The organism is Pseudomonas sp. P4_B3, assembly GCF_056402295.1.
In genome coordinates this window covers 24567-40000 of sequence record NZ_JBFUHR010000025.1, presented here as the reverse complement: position 1 = coordinate 40000, position 15434 = coordinate 24567, and the positions used below count along the sequence as shown (strand labels likewise).

Sequence of the window (15434 nt, the reverse complement as noted above, 5' to 3'; positions counted from 1 at the left end):
CGGGATGCACACAGGAGGATGGTGATGAGTGACCAGCCCGCAGGAGCTGGACATCAATTTCTGCAACGGCGGCGAATGGATCGCCCCGGTTCAGTGCGGTGTTTTCGACACGCTCGATCCGAGTGACGAGTCGGTGCTGGCGCGGGTTGCCTCGGCAACTGCAGAGGACATCGATCTGGCCGTGGCGGCCGCGCGCAGGGCGTTTGACGAGGGTGACTGGCCACGTTGGCCGAACACCCGCAGGTCGACAAGATCGCCTTCACCGGCAGCGCACACTCAAGCGACGTAGCGAGTTTTCAAAGCTTACGTTGCTTCTTGGGCTTGGGTTAGCGACATACCAATCAGGGTGCAGAACAGCGCATCCCAGTGACACGCCAATCAACTCATAGCCAGTACTCCCAAAGTCGCGCCATCTGCTCCTTGGCTCTCACACCGAGCGAGCGGTGCTGCCACTTTTCCAGCTTGATTTCGCTCGACCTGGCCAGATCAGCCAGGAATGCCGCCTGCATTTTTTTTCCAAACCCGGTGCCCAGCACAACAACGTTGACTTCATCGTTGTGCAGGAAGCTACGCCAGTCGAGGTTGGTGGAGCCGACACTCGACCACACGCCATCGATTACTGCTGTTTTGACGTGGAGTAGCGCGTCGTTGCGTTCGTAAAGCTTGACGTTGGCTTTCAGCAGCTCGCTGTAGTAGGCGCGTCCAGCATTGAAAACCAGCCACGAATCGGTGCTGCTGGGCAGCACCAGCTTGACGTCGACTCCACGTGCTGCAGCCTCCTTGAGTGCCGCCAGTAACTGCGGGTCGGGAACAAAGTAGGCGTTAGTCAGCCATATCTCAGACTGCGCGCTACGCAGCGCCGAAATCAGCGTGGCATAGATCAGGCTGAACGGCTCATTTGGTGAGCTTCCGATGGCCCGCACCACCTCGGTGCCTTTGCGCTCAGGTGGCGGAAAGTAGTGGCGAGCCGCGAGCGGTTCGCCTTTCTGGGTAGTCCAGGTTCCTATGAACAGCTTCTGGAGTTCCGCGACCACAGGCCCCTCGATGCGCAAGTCGGTATCGCGCCAGGGCAAATCACCATTTGGGCGAATCTTCGAGTGAGAGTTGAACGAGCCCCCCGAATAGACGCTGCTGATGTTGATCCCGCCGAGAAAGGCAATACGGCCGTCCACTATCAGCAGCTTTCGGTGGTCGCGCTGGTTCACGTCCCAGCCCGCTTTGGCCGTCATCGGATTGACTGGGTTGTACTCCAGCACCTTGACGCCCGCTTCGGTCAATTGAGAGAAAAACGCTGATGGTGTTCCAAGGGTTCCGACGCTGTCACGGATCAGATTGACCTGTACGCCTTTCTGTTGCCGAGCGATCAGCGCGGTGGCGAAGCGCTGGCCGACTTCATCATCGTCGAGGATGTAGGTCTCCATGTTGATGTGGTCGCGCGCTGCTTCAACGGCTTTGATCATCGACTGGTAGGTGGTGGGGCCGTCCTGCAGCAAGTCGACCTTGTTTCCTTCCGTTAACGGGCTGCCGACGATGGACTCTTCGATTGCGAGGTGCACGTCGAAGATGTCGGTCTCTGCGCCGGTGGACTTGAGTCGCTCGAGAATGGCCTTGCTGCGCTCGGCTGACAGAGGTCCGTGTATCCCGTCGAGCTGCACTGGCACAGAGGGCGCGCGAGCCATATCGGGCACTATCCTCGGCAATGTACTGCAGGAAACCACAAATGCCAGGAGCACAGCCACGCACAGAACCAGAGGAATACATGCACCCTTACATGTGGCTAGTAGATTCATTAGACCCCCTCTTTGTGAGGCCGGTGATAGCGAGTCGCGACGCCAACACTTGTTTTGACTACGGCGTTAGGGCCGGGTTCGTCGCCAGAGAGTGCTTTTGACAGATTGTGTTGAAAAACTCGGTCTTGTTTTTCATGGCAGAAAAGTACGCGTCCGAGATTGAAATTCTGGATCTTCGCAAAGGAACCAGCCCGTAAGGACGCTGACGATCAACATGCATATACCACTGACAAGACTTAAAATGCCGAAGGCCCTACCCTTGAGTTCCGTGGGAGCCTTATCGACTACCTGCGAGACAAGAATGCACTGGCTAAATCCGATATGAAGCCCCCACAAGGCAAGCAACGCGTTTTTTCACCGGGTGCTTCACATTATGTAAGTAAAAAAGCCCAACGCCATCCTGACTGTTATTGGGCTTGAGACAAAATCAATGAAGTTGCCGTTGCCTCTGTAGTTCCCTCTTCAACCAGGTGCTTGCCGGCTCTACGCCTTCTGAACATCGCACCTCATAGGCGCGGCCATTCATACTGCTTTTAGTGGCAGCAAGATCGATGAAGTCTTCTGCGCTGTTCACCATGTTCTTGCCTTCGAGATAGTTCAGCTTCTTCTCCAGATGCGCCCGAGCGCGGGGACCTGGGTATTCGCTCCCGTTGCGCACAAACTGACACTCACTGTGTTCGACAAAGTCCAGCAAGCCCTTTATCTCTTGAGAGGCTTGAGGTGTGGCTTGAACCTGCCCATTAGTGACGATTGCGATAAGGCTAATACCCGCTGCCATCATCAATTGGCTGATGGGCCGCGCCGTGCCCCCCATCCACATCCGCATGATTGATTCTCGTCCTGAAAGTGAAATGAATGGAGCTATCTCCAACAGATACCATCGAGCACAACCACTAACACGCCTCTAGCCGCTTGATGCAGGGAAAATGGGATGACTGGAAAAGCAGCGGTCCAATGCCAGTCATGAACGCGATCAGTTCGGTCCGCTGAACCGGCAACTGACCCAATTCAAGGATTGAGCCAGTTGCCGTCGCTACCCGATCAGTGGAACGGAAAGATGTAGTTCATCCACGCGGCCATGCGCAGAAGGATCTTGCGCATCATCGCGATGTGATGGAAATGCTGGCTGTACAGCGCCGCCTGGCCGTAGGCGCCGCCGGGCATCTGGTCGGCGTACTGGGCATAGTCGGGATCGGTGATTTCAATGACCACCGGGACCCGGCCGGCCGGTGGTGAACCGGTGAAGCCGAGCAGCGTGCCCGAAGGTTGGACCTGGCCTTCGGCGATGACCGAAACCACGGTTTTGACCTTGCCTTCGAAAACCTTTCCGGGAATGCCGTCGAAAGCGACTTCGGCCTCGTCGCCCTCGGTCAGGCGCAACAGGCTGTTCTGGCGCATCCACGCCGCGAAGTAATGCCCTTCGGCGGGAATGAAGACCATCGACGGGCGCAGTGGCAACTTGGTGGCCATCATGCCCGGACGCAACGAAACGTGAGTGACGAAGCCTTTGCTCGGCGCACGGACCGTGGTGTTGTCGAGTTCGTACTGCGCGCTGTCCAGTTGTGCCTTCAGGTCATCACTGCGAGCGACCACCGCATCCAATTCCCGTTGGGTGCCGAAATTACGCTTGATCAGCTCGGTGATCCGGGCGCGATCAGCCTGGGCGGCAACCAGTTGTGCCTTGAGGGATTTCAGCCGGTATTCGAAAGGCGCGGGATCGATGCGAAACAGCACATCGCCTTTTTCCAGGGGCTGGTTGGTCTTCACCGGCACGTCGATCACCTGGCCGCTGACCACGGGTATTACCGGAACCGATACGAAATAGGAACGCGCCACCTCGGAGTAGGGGTGGTTGTAGTTCATCGTGAAAATCAGCGCGCCGATGATCACGATCCCGCCCAGCACCGCCGTGGGCACCGTCCATTTGTTCAGGGGAATGCGGAAGATCTTGAAGATGGCTACGCAGAGAGCGGCATACGTCAGAATGAGTAAGAGATCCATGGCTCAAATGCCCTCGCCGAGATTGTCCGTTGGCAGCCTGCTCTGTGTCGTGCCCGTCGCCGCTTCGAGGCGCTCGATCCGCCCTTGCAGTTCGGCGACCTGTTGTTCGAGGTGAACCACATGGCTTTTGGGTGAGTGTCCGTCACTGAAACCCCAGCCCCGGTCCTCTCGATAGGCCATCGCCCAGATCCACAGGAATGGCCAGAGCGCATGCAGGGTGAACAGGCTGACCCAGCCGGTGGCGTGGATCGCATCCTGGTGAGGGTGGTTGCGGTGGACGGCAATTTCATAGGGGATGTCGTGGAGCAGGATGACCCCGTAGAACAAGATGAGCCCGACAAAGATCAGCAGGCCCAGCGCGAAGTAATCAAGCATGAATCACTCCTCTTGAAACAGGTGACGTGTGCGCATGAGTGTAGCCGTTCAATCTACACTTGACGGGGACGCGGATATCCAGCTTGAGCACCCGCTGCCTGGGCGAAGCGTTGACCGATATCGTGCAGGTACCCCCGGGCGAGGTGAATTCATGCAAACCCAAGGTCAATTCGAAAGGGCGCCTGTACTTGACCCTGTCGAGCGCATTACCGAGGTGATCTTCGGCCTGCTGATGGCCATGACGTTCACCGGCACCATCAGCGTGGCCACGGCAGACCAGGCAGCCGAGCGCTCGATGATGATTGCCGCACTCGGTTGCAATCTCGCCTGGGGACTGGCCGATGCAGTCATGTACCTGTTGCGCGCACTGGTCGAGCGCACGCGCAGGATCAAGCTGTACCTCGCCCTGCGCAATGGCACGGACGCCGCGGCCGGTCAGGCACTCATTGCGCAAGTGTTGCCATTGCAATTGGCGGTGGCGGCCGGCAGCGAGGGCCTGGAGTTGTTGCGCCGTCGACTGCTCGAGCAGCCCCCCTTGCCGACCAGGGCGGGCCTGGGCTGGAACGACTTCAAGGGTGCGCTCGGTGTTTTCCTGTTGGTCGTGTGCTCGACATTTCCACTGGTGGTGCCGTTCATACTGCTCGATCAGACGGCACTCGCCATCCGCCTGTCCAACCTGATCGGCCTCGTGGTGCTGTTCATCGCCGGCTGGATGCTCGCCAGATACGCTGGCGCCACGCAATGGCAGGGTGGGGTGATCATGGCTGCCACGGGGGGCGTGCTGATCCTTGCAATCATTGCGTTGGGTGGCTGACAACTGGGCATAATTCAACACACTAAAGACTCATTCTCATTTACTATTGCCCTTCCATTTACGTCGGGCAGCCTGGTATGGATGTTCTTGCCGCAATCCATTTTCATTTATTCCAGTGGGTGATCGAGCCGGTCACCCGGCAGTTCCTGGGCATTTTCGACGTCAACGGTCGACTCGGTCTATCCTTTCTCTGCATGTCTTACGGCGCCGCTTATTGCCTGTTCCGCTGGCGCAAATCCCGGGGCTTGACCGACGCACGCTCGTTCGGCCAGTTCATCGGCGGCCGTCGGGTTTACCTGCACCGCTCGGCGCTGCTCGACTACCGCTATTACTTCGTACTCGCCATCCTCAAGGTTGCCCTGGTGTTGCCCATCGTCGGCCTGGTCGATCCGTATGTCTTGCGTTCAGCGGACTACATCGCGTTCTTCACCCACCTGTGGGGCGCGCGCACGCAAGTGGAGGAACACCTGGCGCTGACCCTGCTTTATGGGCTGGGCGTATTTCTGGTCAAGGATTTCAGCCATTACTGGGGCCACCGCGCTTTTCATTCGCGGTACCTGTGGGCGTTCCACAAAGTCCATCATTCGGCGCCCGTGCTGGTGCCGGCGACGGCCAGCCGCGTGCACTTTCTGGAAGAAGTGGTCGAAAAGCTCACGGACATCATCTGCGTCGGCGCCTTTGCCGGTGTCTTCTGGTACGCCTGCGGCGGGGAGATCAGCCGCTATACGCTGTTTGGCGTGACCTACATGGTTTTTATCTTCAATAGCCTGGCGGCCAACCTGCGCCACAGCCATGTCTGGTTTTCCTTCGGGCCGGTGTTTGAGCGGGTGCTGAGCAGCCCGGCGCAACACCAGATTCATCACAGCGATGCACCGAGACACTTCAACAAGAACTTCGGCATCAATTTGTCATTGTGGGACTGGATGTTCGGCACGCTGTACGTCACCCGGTCCACACCCGAGGCCATTCAATACGGCACCGGTGAGCAGGATCACGAGCGTTACCTGACGCTGCACGGTTTGATCGTCACGCCGTTTGTGGACATCGCGCGCAAACTTTTCTATGGGAAACGCGCGAAAGCACGGCCTGAAAACGGATCTGATCCGTATTTTTCAGCGCAATCTGCCTCTGTAACGGATACAGCCACCAGCCCACAATAAATTTCCGGTACGGCAGCGCTCGGCGCCTCCTGTACCGCCAATTCATAGTGTGGGAGGCCGCATGGCCAAGATGACGATTTTTCTCGGCGGTTTTCTGCTGTTGACCATCCTGATCGGTATGCTCGCGACGATTCCTCCGGCGTGATTACACCCGCTGTTGGTCGTCGACGGCCAGGCGCAGTTCGCGGTAGGCCGTCACCAGTTGCTCGAGGTTGAACCCGCGATTTCTGCCGCTGGGGTTGGGCAGGATCCAGACCGAGGCATTGCCGAAGGTTTTTGCTTGAAGGCCCCAGGCAATGTCGCGCTGACCGGACAGCGCGGCATACGCCGCCTTGCCCAGAAACGCCACGAAACGCGGCGCATGGCGTGCGATTTTCTGTTCGAAGGCCGCGGCCGCGGCGGTGAACTCGTCCACGGACAACTGATCCGCGCTGGCCGTCGGCCGTTCGACCACCGCGGTCAATCCGCATCGATAGCTCAAGATCGTTCGATCGTTTTCCGGCCGCACAAGCTCCGGGGTAAACCCGGCGAGATGCAGCGTGCGCCAGAAACGATTACCGCGCCCCGCAAAATGGTGACCTTGGCTGGCGGCAGTCATTCCGGGATTGATGCCGCAGAAGATCACGGCCAACTGCCCGGCAAGAATGTCTTCGAGTTTTTCACCCACCGCAGATGACTCTGATCGCATTGCGTGCCAGCTCCGTCAGCTCGGCTCGGGATTTACCGGCCCTGGCTCGTATCGAAATACTGTGCAGCAGAGACGAGGCGAGCACGGCAAGGGCCGCGGGGTTGACATCGCCTTTCAACTCGCCGGCATTTTTCGCCGCTTGCAGGCGAACTTCCAGGTCGGCATCCAGCCGGCTCAAGCGGTCGGACAGCACTTCACGAATTTCCGGGTCTTCGACGGCTTCGGTGGTTGCCGTGCCGATGGCGAAGCAACCGCGCGGCTGGCCGTCTCCCGAGAAGTAAATCGATAACTGCCCCTCGTAGAAACGCTGCAAGGCCTCGGCCAACGGCAGCTCCAGGTCCGTCAGCGCCTCGCGCATGGACGCCGCGGCAAACTCCCAATATTGCTCCAGCGCTTTGATATAGAGCGCGTGCTTGTCGCCGAATGCCGCATAGAGGCTGGGGCGATTCATGCCGGCGGCGGTGGCGATGCTATCGAGCGACGCGCCGGAATAGCCGGTGTTCCAGAACACACCGAGCGCCTGTTGCAACGCTGTCTGCGGGTCGTAGGCGCGAGGGCGGCCGCGGGCTTTGCCCTCTGTCGATTTATTTTGTGCCATGTCGTACAAAATCCTTGTAGGAGGGTGGGTCGAGGGATATTCTTACACCATCGCACAAAATTAAGGAATCAGAAATTCCTTGTTCCAGGGTTTGTGGTAGCCGAGCGCGAACTGAGTGTTGCGGCGACGAAACCGACGCGGTGGGAGCGATCCTCCTGACCGCGCACGGGCTTGTTTGTTTACAGCATTTATTGACCTGCGGGCCGCTGGCGCTTGTTGCCGATGCCGGCCCGATTACCCGGCTAAAGGTGAACTCGATCATGACCAAATCGTTCGATATCCCGGCTTCGCAGACCTTCGAGCACCCAGGCCCAATCCCGGCTGACTCGCGTATCAACAAACCACTGAAACAGAGGTTGCGCCCCTGGCTGATGGTGGGTGTTCCTATCCTGTTCGCGGCGCTGGGCTATGCCCACTACGTGTCGGGGCAGGCGTATGTTTCGACCGACAACGCTTACGCCCGAGTGGCGAAGGCATCGATCAATGCGCGGATCTCTGGACAAGTGGTGGAGATCGCCGTCGAGGACAATCAGCAGGTCCGCAAGGGCCAGGTGTTGTTCCGGATCGACCCGAAACCGTTCCAGATCGCCGTCGACCGCGCGCAAGCACAACTGGGCGTGGCGCGGCTGCGTATTGACGGGCTCAAGGCCAGCTATCGCCAGCAACAAGCTGAACTGCAATCGGCGAAAGAGTCGGCTGACTTCGACCAAAAGGATTTTGCCCGCAAGAAGGCCTTGGTTGCGACTGAGTTCGTTTCGAAGTCGATTTACGAACGTGCCGACACCGACGTGAAGGTGGCGCGGCAACGGATCGCGTCCATCGAACAACAGATCGCCAGCACCGTGGTTGCCTTGAACGGCAATCCGGACATCGATGCCGACAGTCACCCGACGGTGCGCGAGGCCCGGGCGCAGCTCGACGAGGCGCAGTTGTACCTCTCGTACACCACGGTGTATGCGCCGCAGGATGGCATCGTGGCCAAGGTTGACGACCTGCAGGTGGGCAACCATGTGAACAACGGCGCGCCGGCCTTTGCCTTGTTGTCCGGTCACGAGATCTGGATCGAGGCCAACTTCCGCGAGACCGACGTGACCCACATGCGCCCGGGGCAGGAAGCCACCATCCGCATCGATACCTACCCGGATCGCGTGTTCAAGGCCCACGTCACCAGCATGAGCCCGGGGGCCGGGTCGGATTTTGCGCTGCTGCCGCCGGAGAATGCGACCGGCAACTGGGTCAAGGTGACGCAGCGGGTACCGGTACGGCTTGAGCTCGACGAGGTGGACCCGGCACTGCCGCTGTTCTCCGGGACCAGCGCCACGGTGCGGATCAATACCCAGTTTCAAAGCCCCTGGTGGCACCCGCTCAAGGCATTGCTGACCGCAGGTAACTTCTGATGAACACCCAATCGGTGGTAAACCCCGGAGGGGAGGGTGGGCGCTCGCTCAGGTTCGCCGCCTTGCTGGCGACCTACATGCAGTCGGCGAACCTGCCGCTGCCGAACGCGGCACTCAGGTTGATTCAGGGCAGCCTGTCGATGAGCGACGATCAGGCGGGCTGGATTTTCACTTCGTACCTGGCCGCGAGTGCGATCAGCATGCCGCTCGCGCAATGGCTGGCCGGACGCTTTGGTTTGAAGCTCGTGTATCAGGCGGCGCTGGCGATGTTCGTCCTTGGCTTGTTGCTCGCCACGGTGGCGGCGACGCCGCTGGAGTTCGTGGGGGCGCGCATCATTCAAGGCATCGCCAGTGGCGTACTGGCGCCGCTGTCGATGGCGATTGCCATGGAAACCTTGCCGCAGGACAAGCGTGCAACGTTTGGCGCGAAGTGGACGGCGATTGTGCTGTTCGGCATCGTCAGCGGCCCGAGTATCGGCGGCTGGATCGCCGAACATTTTGGCTGGCGGCCGATGTTCTACCTCAGCGTGCCACTGTCGGCGTTTATCTTCCTGGTGGCGGCGCTGTTGCTGACCGAGAAGAAGGCCGAGAAAGCTCCTGCGTTCGATTTCTTCGGTTTCGGCACCTTCACCCTCGGCCTGATCAGCCTGCAAATGTTGCTCGACCGGGGTGAGCGCCTGGACTGGTTCGCTTCGCCCGAGATCTGGCTTGAAGCCGTGGCGTCTGCGTTGGGGGCCTATCTGTTCTTGGTGCATGTGCTGACCTCGAATGTGCATTTCCTCAACAAACGCCTGCTCAAGGACCGCAACTTCGTGTTGTCGACGGTGATCTTTTTCGCCCTCGGTTTCGTGCTGTTGTCGACCATGGCCCTGACCTCACCGATGCTGGACGAGATTCTCGGCTATCCGCCGGACACTACCGGCGCCTTGACGATTCCCCGTGGCATGGGCCTGGTTGGCGCCTTTGTGCTGATGGGGCGGCTGCCCGAGCGCTTTGACCGTCGTCCCTTCGTGGCGGCAGGCGTGGCGGTGGTGGTTTATGCCAACTGGCTGATGCTCGGCTATTCGCCGCTGATGGACGAGTGGCCCGTGGCCGTCGCCGGTGCGATCCAGGGCGTGGGCCTGGGCATCCTGATGCCGGCGGTGACCAAGGTCGCGTTCAGCACGCTCGACCCGACGCTGCGCCCCGAAGGCACAGGCCTGTTCAACCTGGCCCGTGTCTACGGCAGCACCCTGGGCGTGGCGATCGTGCAGTTGTTCTTCTTCAACAACACCCAGGCGATGCACATGGCGCTGGCCAGCAACCTGACGCCGTACCGCGCTGCTGCGCATTCGCTGGCCTCGGCGCCGTTGCAGGTGCTGGATGGGCTCAACGAAATGATCACCGGCCAGGCCGCGTTCATCGCCGTGATCGACCAGTTCAAGATCCTGATGGTGGTGATGCTGGTGGTGAGCCCGCTGGTGTTGTTGCTTCGCAAGCCCGTTGCGGCCAATTAGTGTTCGTGGAGAGTGCCAAATGAATTCTTATGCGCTGGTCATCAACCGCTATCTGCTGCAAACGAAATTCGCGGCGTTGTCGCTGCTTGCATTCCTGACGGCCTGCACCGTTGGTCCCGACTATCAAGCACCGGCGGCGAGTGCATCGCAGCACTATGACCCACAGGCCGAGCAGCGTCTGGCCCAGGGTGGCAACCCTCGCATCAACCTCGGCAAGAAGGTCAATGGCGATTGGTGGTCTGTCTTTGGCTCGCCGAAACTCGACCACGTGGTTCGTCGTGCCATCGACGGCAACCTGGATCTGGTGGCCGCCGATGCCACGATCCGGCAAGCAGCGTCTTCTGTGGCGGCGGCGCAGGGTGCGCTGTATCCGCAGGTCGATTTCGCTGGCGTGGCCGGTCGTCAACGGCTGCACAACACCAAGGAACCCTCCATCGCCAATTTCTACGCGATAGGACCGCGGGTGGGGTTCGACCTTGATGTGTTCGGCGGCAACAAGCGGCTGGTTGAACAACAGCAGGCGTTTACCGACCTGCAAAGGCACCGCTACGAAGCGGCGTACCTGACCCTGACCGGCAACGTCGCCAGCCAGGCGTTGCTGGTGGCTTCCGCCAACGCGCAGATACAAGCCGTGGAAAAGCTGTTGGCCAATGACGCAAGGAACCTTGAGCTGGTGCGCATGGCCCACCTCAATGGCAGCACCACGCAGATCGATGTATCGCTGGCCGAGACCCGTCTCGCCCAGGACCGCACGCTGTTGCCGCCTCTTGCTCAGCAACGCGATGCCGCACGCCATGCGCTGTCAATCCTGACGGGGAAGGGGCCGGCGGACTGGATCGCTCCCGACTTCGACTTGAGCGAGTTTGCCCTGCCGTCGAACATGCCGGTGAGCCTGCCTTCGGAAATGGCCCACGACCGGCCGGATGTGCTGCAAGCCGAGGCGCAACTGCACATGGCCAGCGCAGCGGTGGGCGTGGCGACGGCGAATCTCTATCCCCACGTCACGCTGTCCGCGTCCCTGGCGCAGGCGGCTTCCGGCAATGGCGGCGCGGCACTCTGGGGTTTCGCTGCCGGGTTGGCCGGACCGCTTTTCGATGGCGGCACGCTCAAGGCTGAACAACAAGCTGCCGTCGACGGCTACAAAGCGACACTCGCCGGTTACCAACAGACGGTCATTACCTCGTTCGGCCAGGTCGCCGACACCTTGCAGGCGATCAACCATGACGCCGAGGAACATCTGGCCCAGACCGACGCATTGCGCGCGGCCGAAACCAGTTTGCAGTTGAACCAGCAGGCCTTCGCGCAAGGCGAGAACAGCATTCTCCAGGTCCTGGAAGCGGAGCGTGCCTATGAGCAGGCACTGCTGGGACAGATCCGCGTGAAAACCGCGCAGTACCTCGACACCGTGCAACTGTTCGTTGCGCTGGGCGGCAACTCGGTCGGTGCCTTCGAGCAACGCGTTGCGTCGGGCGACGGGCAGAAACCTTCGTATCAATAATGGCTGCGGCCTGGAGTAATGACATGACTTATGAAGCCTTTCACGACGGACTGCGCGATACCGGATTCCTGCTCAACCATGGGGCGGTCGAGATGCCGGCGGTTGGGTTCGGTACGTTGTTGCGCGATCTCGCCACCACGACTGAAGCGGTGAAGGAGGCGCTGGCCGCCGGTTTCCGCCATTTCGATTGCGCCGAGCGTTATCGCAACGAAGCGCAGGTTGGCGTTGCATTGAAGGAAGTGCAGGAGGCCGGCAAAGTCCGGCGCGAGGAGCTGTTCATCACCACCAAACTGTGGAACACCAACCATCGTCCCGAGCGCGTAGAACCCGCGTTCGAAGCCAGTTGCCGACGCCTGCAAGTGGACTACATCGACTGCTACCTGATCCACACGCCGTTTGCCTTTCAACCCGGCGACAACCAGGACCCGAGGGATGAGCAGGGCAATGTCATCTACGACGACGGCGTGACGTTGATCGAGACGTGGCGGGCGCTTGAGCGGCTGGTGGATGAGGGGCGGGTGAGGTCCATCGGGGTGTCCGATATCACGCTGCAGGCGCTGAAGGCGCTGGTTGCCGACGCCCGGATAAAACCCGCCGTGGTGCAGGTCGAGTCTCACCCTTATTTGCCGGAGTGGGAGTTGCTGGAGTTCTGCAAGGCGCACGGGATTATCCTGCTGGCGTTTGCGCCATTGGGGCATGGCATGGAACCGAATGTGCTGCAGGACCCGGTGCTTGCCGGCATCGCCCGGCGTGTGCAGAAAACCCCGGCCCAGGTGGCGCTGGCCTGGTCGGTACAACGTGGGGTAGCGTTCCTGACCACCTCGGCAACGCCGAGCCATATCCGGGAAAATATCGATATCTCGACCTTGCCGCTCAGGGCCATGGTTGAAATCCAGCAAGACATCACAACCCGTATACGCTTCAACTCGGTGGTTGAAACCGGCGTCCCCGGGTTCATTCCGCGCAAGCAGTAGTTACTGACGCCAGGGCGGTCCGTCACGGGGCCGTCCTGCTTGCCTATCCCTTGAGGTGAAAACGATGGATGTTTTCCAGACCCTGCGCTGTTTCGCGGCGGTAGCCCAAAGCGGCAGCTTCACGGCAGCGGCCGCGATGCTGGACACCACCACGACCAACGTTTCAAAAGCCGTTTCCAGCCTGGAGGCCCGGCTGCAAACGCGGCTGATCAACCGCACCACCCGGCGCCTGGCACTGACCGAAGCCGGTGTGCGCTATTTGCAGCGCTGCGAGCGGATTCTGCAGGACATGCGCGAGGCCGACGAAGAGGCGGGTACGGCGCAGGTCATGCCCGCAGGCCGGCTGAAAATCCATGCCATGTCGGCCATCGGCAACCATTACGTGATCGGCGCCATTGCCCGCTACAGAGAAACCTATCCTTCGGTTCTGTTTGACCTGACCGTGACCAATCGGCTGCCGGATTTGCTGGAGGAAGGCTATGACATGTCGATTGTGCTGGCGCGGGACCTGCCCGATTCCGGGTTTGTCGCCCAGCGGCTGGGTATCACCTACAGCATTCTCTGCGCCTCGCCGGCTTACCTGAAAAAACGCGGGACGCCCGAATCGCCGGGTGATCTGGAAGGCCATGATTGCCTGCGAATCGTCAACACGGTCATGCCAGCCGAGAACTGGGTGTTTGAAGGCCCGCTTGGGATAGAAACGTTCAGCACGCCGGTGTCGCCCTTTCACGTCAACACAGCCGACGCCATGACTTTCGCGATCAAGAACGGGATGGGGATTGGTATTCAACCGATTGCTTCGGCCGTCGAGGGCCTGCGGGCGGGGACTTTGGTGCGGGTACTGCCAGGGTATCGGCTTGAAGAGCTGAACCTGTTTGCGATCTACCCGTCACGCAAGTTCGTGGATGCAAAAATAAAAACCTGGGTGGAATTTCTGAAGCATTCCATTCCGGGTTTGCTCGCGGCTGATGAAAAAATTGTCGGTGCATCTGTATAGCGTTGTGGTTGGCGCTGTATGCATGGAGTGTCGACCCTCCATCGTCCATAAAGTGCTCAACCGTTCGAGCAACCGCTGCCCATTACTTGGTACTCAATGGTGCGGCGTTGACCCCGGGAATCTTCATAGGTCATGCGCGCCGGGACCGGTCCGCATTCATCGGCGACTTCCGATACTTCGATGACGCGCTTGATATCGAGCCTGGTGCCGTATGTGTAGGTTTCAACCGGCGGTTGGCTGGTGGCGGCAGTTGAGTGGCTGTCCTCTGCAAAGGCCTGGGCACCGGCGGCGCCAAGGGCAACAAAGAGTGCGATGTTCAACAGTTTCATGATCTTCACCTCGTGGTTGAAGCGTTGTCCTGCAAGGGTGTTTAACCTTGTGAGCGGGTTGCATCTGACTGGGTTTGCTCACTTGGGTAGAGCCGATATTAGGCGTTTGGCGGGGGCGCAAAAATCGGTCGGCGGGATAAACACTGTTGCCGGATTGCTCATGAATCGAGGGGGCTTTGGCGGGGAGCCGGTCTCAAGACCTCTCCCCCAGGCAAATCAGGAACTCTGCCGATCAATATCGCGTCGCAGAACGACAGCGGTGGTGATGTCTTCAACGGATTCGTGACTGGCTACTGCATCTCTGACCCGGTTCAGATCATCAATGGTTCGCGATTCGACCTCAATGACCAGGTCGAGCTGGTCACTGACCGAGGAGACTCGTCGTACCTGCGAGTTTTGCGCAAGCAGGTCCAGCAAGCTGATTGCGGGTGTGCGTTTCAGGCATGAGGGGGCACCGCAAGAGATCCTGCAAAACCCTGTCCAGGAACGAACCCGGTCGTTCTTGAAAAAGCATCTGCACGATAGATAAGTTGCGCTTTCGCTTCTGAACGCCCGGGGCAGGCGCGATCAAACGTCGAAGTTACGACGCGGGCAATGGACTGAATCGCTTCTGGAGCTGCTGATCTTCATCGGCGTTACGGTTTGAGATCGCGGATGGTACGGAGTACGCGCCGGGGTTGCGCCAGCTATTGATTGCTCCTTGTCCGTCTTCCCATCGAAAATCACGGGCCCTTAACGACACAAGGTCAGTTGGGCAGACACATACGCTGAAGCTAGCGCGACCTGTCATTTTCCTTTCGCCTATAGCTACATTAGTCAGATTAGGCGACCCAGCGCATCACCTTCTCAAGGTGGCCAGTGTGCGCATCCAGTTGTTCATTGAGAACTACAAAGCCCTGGTTCTCATAGAAATGGATACTGGGCGCATTCGCCGAATACACAGTCAGCTGTAGAGTTGACTTGGATGCCATGACGTCCGCGAGAAGCTGCGTACCTATGCCGTCCCCCTGACGCTCAGGCGATACGAATAGCGCCGCAAGTGTGTCTCCATACACAGAGCAGAATCCTACTACCGTCCCGTCTGCCTCAAACACTCGGGACATGGCGCCGGGTAGGTAGACCTCACGCATGGCAGCAAGCTGGCTACGCCAGAATTCGGGGGCTATGAAGTGATGCGCCTGGATTGACGCTCGTAGCCAAATGTCCAATACGGGCTCCAGGTCAACGTTTCGAAAGTCGCGGATCATGAGACCTCAACGATTGAGTCAGGAAGAAAACATTGTGCCAAATGCGTGCTCCGCGCAACGGTCCTCCGTT

Annotated in this window: 16 protein-coding genes and 2 pseudogenes; 9 read left to right on the top strand and 9 right to left on the bottom strand. The window is 59.6% G+C overall.

What is annotated here, in order from left to right:
- Nucleotides 1–28: 28 nt before the first annotated feature.
- Nucleotides 29–289 (top strand): aldehyde dehydrogenase family protein, encoded by a 261-nt coding sequence (locus AC1DWG_RS25515; protein WP_477762291.1) that lies wholly within the window; start codon nucleotides 29–31, stop codon nucleotides 287–289.
- 94 nt (nucleotides 290–383) lie between these two features.
- Here AC1DWG_RS25515 and cls read toward each other — a convergent pair whose 3' ends face one another.
- The 4 genes from cls to AC1DWG_RS25495 form a co-directional block, all read right to left on the bottom strand.
- Nucleotides 384–1679, bottom strand: coding sequence for a cardiolipin synthase (gene cls, locus AC1DWG_RS25510; RefSeq protein ID WP_477788492.1), 1296 nt, complete (start codon nucleotides 1677–1679; stop codon nucleotides 384–386).
- Between the two features lie 538 nt (nucleotides 1680–2217).
- Nucleotides 2218–2616: a YfeK family protein gene (locus tag AC1DWG_RS25505; protein WP_477762289.1), complete on the bottom strand. Its 399-nt coding sequence runs from the start codon at nucleotides 2614–2616 to the stop codon at nucleotides 2218–2220.
- A 215-nt stretch (nucleotides 2617–2831) separates the two neighbouring features.
- On the bottom strand, nucleotides 2832–3791 hold the full coding sequence (locus tag AC1DWG_RS25500; protein ID WP_477759950.1) for an HlyD family secretion protein: 960 nt from the start codon (nucleotides 3789–3791) through the stop codon (nucleotides 2832–2834).
- A 3-nt stretch (nucleotides 3792–3794) separates the two neighbouring features.
- Nucleotides 3795–4166 (bottom strand): DUF3302 domain-containing protein, encoded by a 372-nt coding sequence (locus tag AC1DWG_RS25495; RefSeq protein ID WP_477762288.1) that lies wholly within the window; start codon nucleotides 4164–4166, stop codon nucleotides 3795–3797.
- Between the two features lie 151 nt (nucleotides 4167–4317).
- Here AC1DWG_RS25495 and AC1DWG_RS25490 point away from each other — a divergent pair, with 151 nt between their 5' ends.
- The gene (locus tag AC1DWG_RS25490; RefSeq protein WP_477753294.1) at nucleotides 4318–4980 is read left to right on the top strand and encodes a hypothetical protein; all 663 of its coding nucleotides are present in this window, start codon (nucleotides 4318–4320) and stop codon (nucleotides 4978–4980) included.
- Between the two features lie 77 nt (nucleotides 4981–5057).
- A complete protein-coding gene (locus AC1DWG_RS25485) occupies nucleotides 5058–6140 on the top strand; it encodes a sterol desaturase family protein (protein ID WP_477762287.1) in 1083 nt (360 codons plus the stop codon).
- A 145-nt stretch (nucleotides 6141–6285) separates the two neighbouring features.
- Here the strand turns inward: AC1DWG_RS25485 and mug are convergent, their stop codons facing one another.
- On the bottom strand, nucleotides 6286–6807 hold the full coding sequence (gene mug, locus AC1DWG_RS25480; RefSeq protein WP_477762346.1) for a G/U mismatch-specific DNA glycosylase: 522 nt from the start codon (nucleotides 6805–6807) through the stop codon (nucleotides 6286–6288).
- A complete protein-coding gene (locus tag AC1DWG_RS25475) occupies nucleotides 6800–7426 on the bottom strand; it encodes a TetR/AcrR family transcriptional regulator (RefSeq protein ID WP_477762286.1) in 627 nt (208 codons plus the stop codon). The genes mug and AC1DWG_RS25475 overlap by 8 nt, the downstream gene beginning before the upstream one ends.
- A 260-nt stretch (nucleotides 7427–7686) precedes the next feature.
- Here AC1DWG_RS25475 and AC1DWG_RS25470 point away from each other — a divergent pair, with 260 nt between their 5' ends.
- From AC1DWG_RS25470 to AC1DWG_RS25450, 5 genes are all read left to right on the top strand, one after another.
- The gene (locus AC1DWG_RS25470) at nucleotides 7687–8823 is read left to right on the top strand and encodes an HlyD family secretion protein (protein WP_477762285.1); all 1137 of its coding nucleotides are present in this window, start codon (nucleotides 7687–7689) and stop codon (nucleotides 8821–8823) included.
- Nucleotides 8823–10319, top strand: a complete 1497-nt coding sequence (locus AC1DWG_RS25465; RefSeq protein ID WP_477788491.1) for a DHA2 family efflux MFS transporter permease subunit — start codon at nucleotides 8823–8825, stop codon at nucleotides 10317–10319. Before AC1DWG_RS25470 ends, AC1DWG_RS25465 begins: the two co-directional genes overlap by 1 nt.
- A 19-nt stretch (nucleotides 10320–10338) precedes the next feature.
- Entirely contained in the window at nucleotides 10339–11817 is a 1479-nt protein-coding gene (locus tag AC1DWG_RS25460; protein ID WP_477788490.1) for an efflux transporter outer membrane subunit, read from the top strand.
- 23 nt (nucleotides 11818–11840) lie between these two features.
- Nucleotides 11841–12791, top strand: a complete 951-nt coding sequence (locus tag AC1DWG_RS25455; RefSeq protein ID WP_477762282.1) for an aldo/keto reductase — start codon at nucleotides 11841–11843, stop codon at nucleotides 12789–12791.
- 64 nt (nucleotides 12792–12855) lie between these two features.
- Entirely contained in the window at nucleotides 12856–13788 is a 933-nt protein-coding gene (locus AC1DWG_RS25450) for a LysR family transcriptional regulator (RefSeq protein WP_477753302.1), read from the top strand.
- A 56-nt stretch (nucleotides 13789–13844) separates the two neighbouring features.
- Here AC1DWG_RS25450 and AC1DWG_RS25445 read toward each other — a convergent pair whose 3' ends face one another.
- Entirely contained in the window at nucleotides 13845–14117 is a 273-nt protein-coding gene (locus tag AC1DWG_RS25445; RefSeq protein WP_477762280.1) for a DUF2790 domain-containing protein, read from the bottom strand.
- 216 nt (nucleotides 14118–14333) lie between these two features.
- A pseudogene (locus AC1DWG_RS25440) lies at nucleotides 14334–14558 on the bottom strand (Lrp/AsnC ligand binding domain-containing protein); the annotation flags it as partial.
- Nucleotides 14559–14562: 4 nt separating this feature from the next.
- Between AC1DWG_RS25440 and AC1DWG_RS25435 the strand changes: the two are divergent.
- Nucleotides 14563–14646 (top strand): annotated as a pseudogene (locus AC1DWG_RS25435) (polar amino acid ABC transporter ATP-binding protein); the annotation flags it as partial.
- Nucleotides 14647–14938: 292 nt separating this feature from the next.
- Here AC1DWG_RS25435 and AC1DWG_RS25430 read toward each other — a convergent pair.
- Nucleotides 14939–15364 (bottom strand): N-acetyltransferase, encoded by a 426-nt coding sequence (locus AC1DWG_RS25430; RefSeq protein ID WP_477762279.1) that lies wholly within the window; start codon nucleotides 15362–15364, stop codon nucleotides 14939–14941.
- Between the last annotated feature and the right edge of the window lie 70 nt (nucleotides 15365–15434).

Bases quoted from the DNA above. Each gene is read 5' to 3' on its own strand.
- cls (WP_477788492.1), bottom strand. From the start codon at position 1,679: ATGGCTCGCGCGCCCTCTGTGCCAGTGCAGCTCGACGGGATACACGGA.
- AC1DWG_RS25505 (WP_477762289.1), bottom strand. From the start codon at position 2,616: ATGCGGATGTGGATGGGGGGCACGGCGCGGCCCATCAGCCAATTGATG.
- AC1DWG_RS25500 (WP_477759950.1), bottom strand. From the start codon at position 3,791: ATGGATCTCTTACTCATTCTGACGTATGCCGCTCTCTGCGTAGCCATC.
- AC1DWG_RS25495 (WP_477762288.1), bottom strand. From the start codon at position 4,166: ATGCTTGATTACTTCGCGCTGGGCCTGCTGATCTTTGTCGGGCTCATC.
- AC1DWG_RS25490 (WP_477753294.1), top strand. From the start codon at position 4,318: ATGCAAACCCAAGGTCAATTCGAAAGGGCGCCTGTACTTGACCCTGTC.
- AC1DWG_RS25485 (WP_477762287.1), top strand. From the start codon at position 5,058: ATGGATGTTCTTGCCGCAATCCATTTTCATTTATTCCAGTGGGTGATC.
- AC1DWG_RS25475 (WP_477762286.1), bottom strand. From the start codon at position 7,426: ATGGCACAAAATAAATCGACAGAGGGCAAAGCCCGCGGCCGCCCTCGC.
- AC1DWG_RS25470 (WP_477762285.1), top strand. From the start codon at position 7,687: ATGACCAAATCGTTCGATATCCCGGCTTCGCAGACCTTCGAGCACCCA.
- AC1DWG_RS25465 (WP_477788491.1), top strand. From the start codon at position 8,823: ATGAACACCCAATCGGTGGTAAACCCCGGAGGGGAGGGTGGGCGCTCG.
- AC1DWG_RS25460 (WP_477788490.1), top strand. From the start codon at position 10,339: ATGAATTCTTATGCGCTGGTCATCAACCGCTATCTGCTGCAAACGAAA.
- AC1DWG_RS25455 (WP_477762282.1), top strand. From the start codon at position 11,841: ATGACTTATGAAGCCTTTCACGACGGACTGCGCGATACCGGATTCCTG.
- AC1DWG_RS25450 (WP_477753302.1), top strand. From the start codon at position 12,856: ATGGATGTTTTCCAGACCCTGCGCTGTTTCGCGGCGGTAGCCCAAAGC.
- AC1DWG_RS25445 (WP_477762280.1), bottom strand. From the start codon at position 14,117: ATGAAACTGTTGAACATCGCACTCTTTGTTGCCCTTGGCGCCGCCGGT.
- AC1DWG_RS25430 (WP_477762279.1), bottom strand. From the start codon at position 15,364: ATGATCCGCGACTTTCGAAACGTTGACCTGGAGCCCGTATTGGACATT.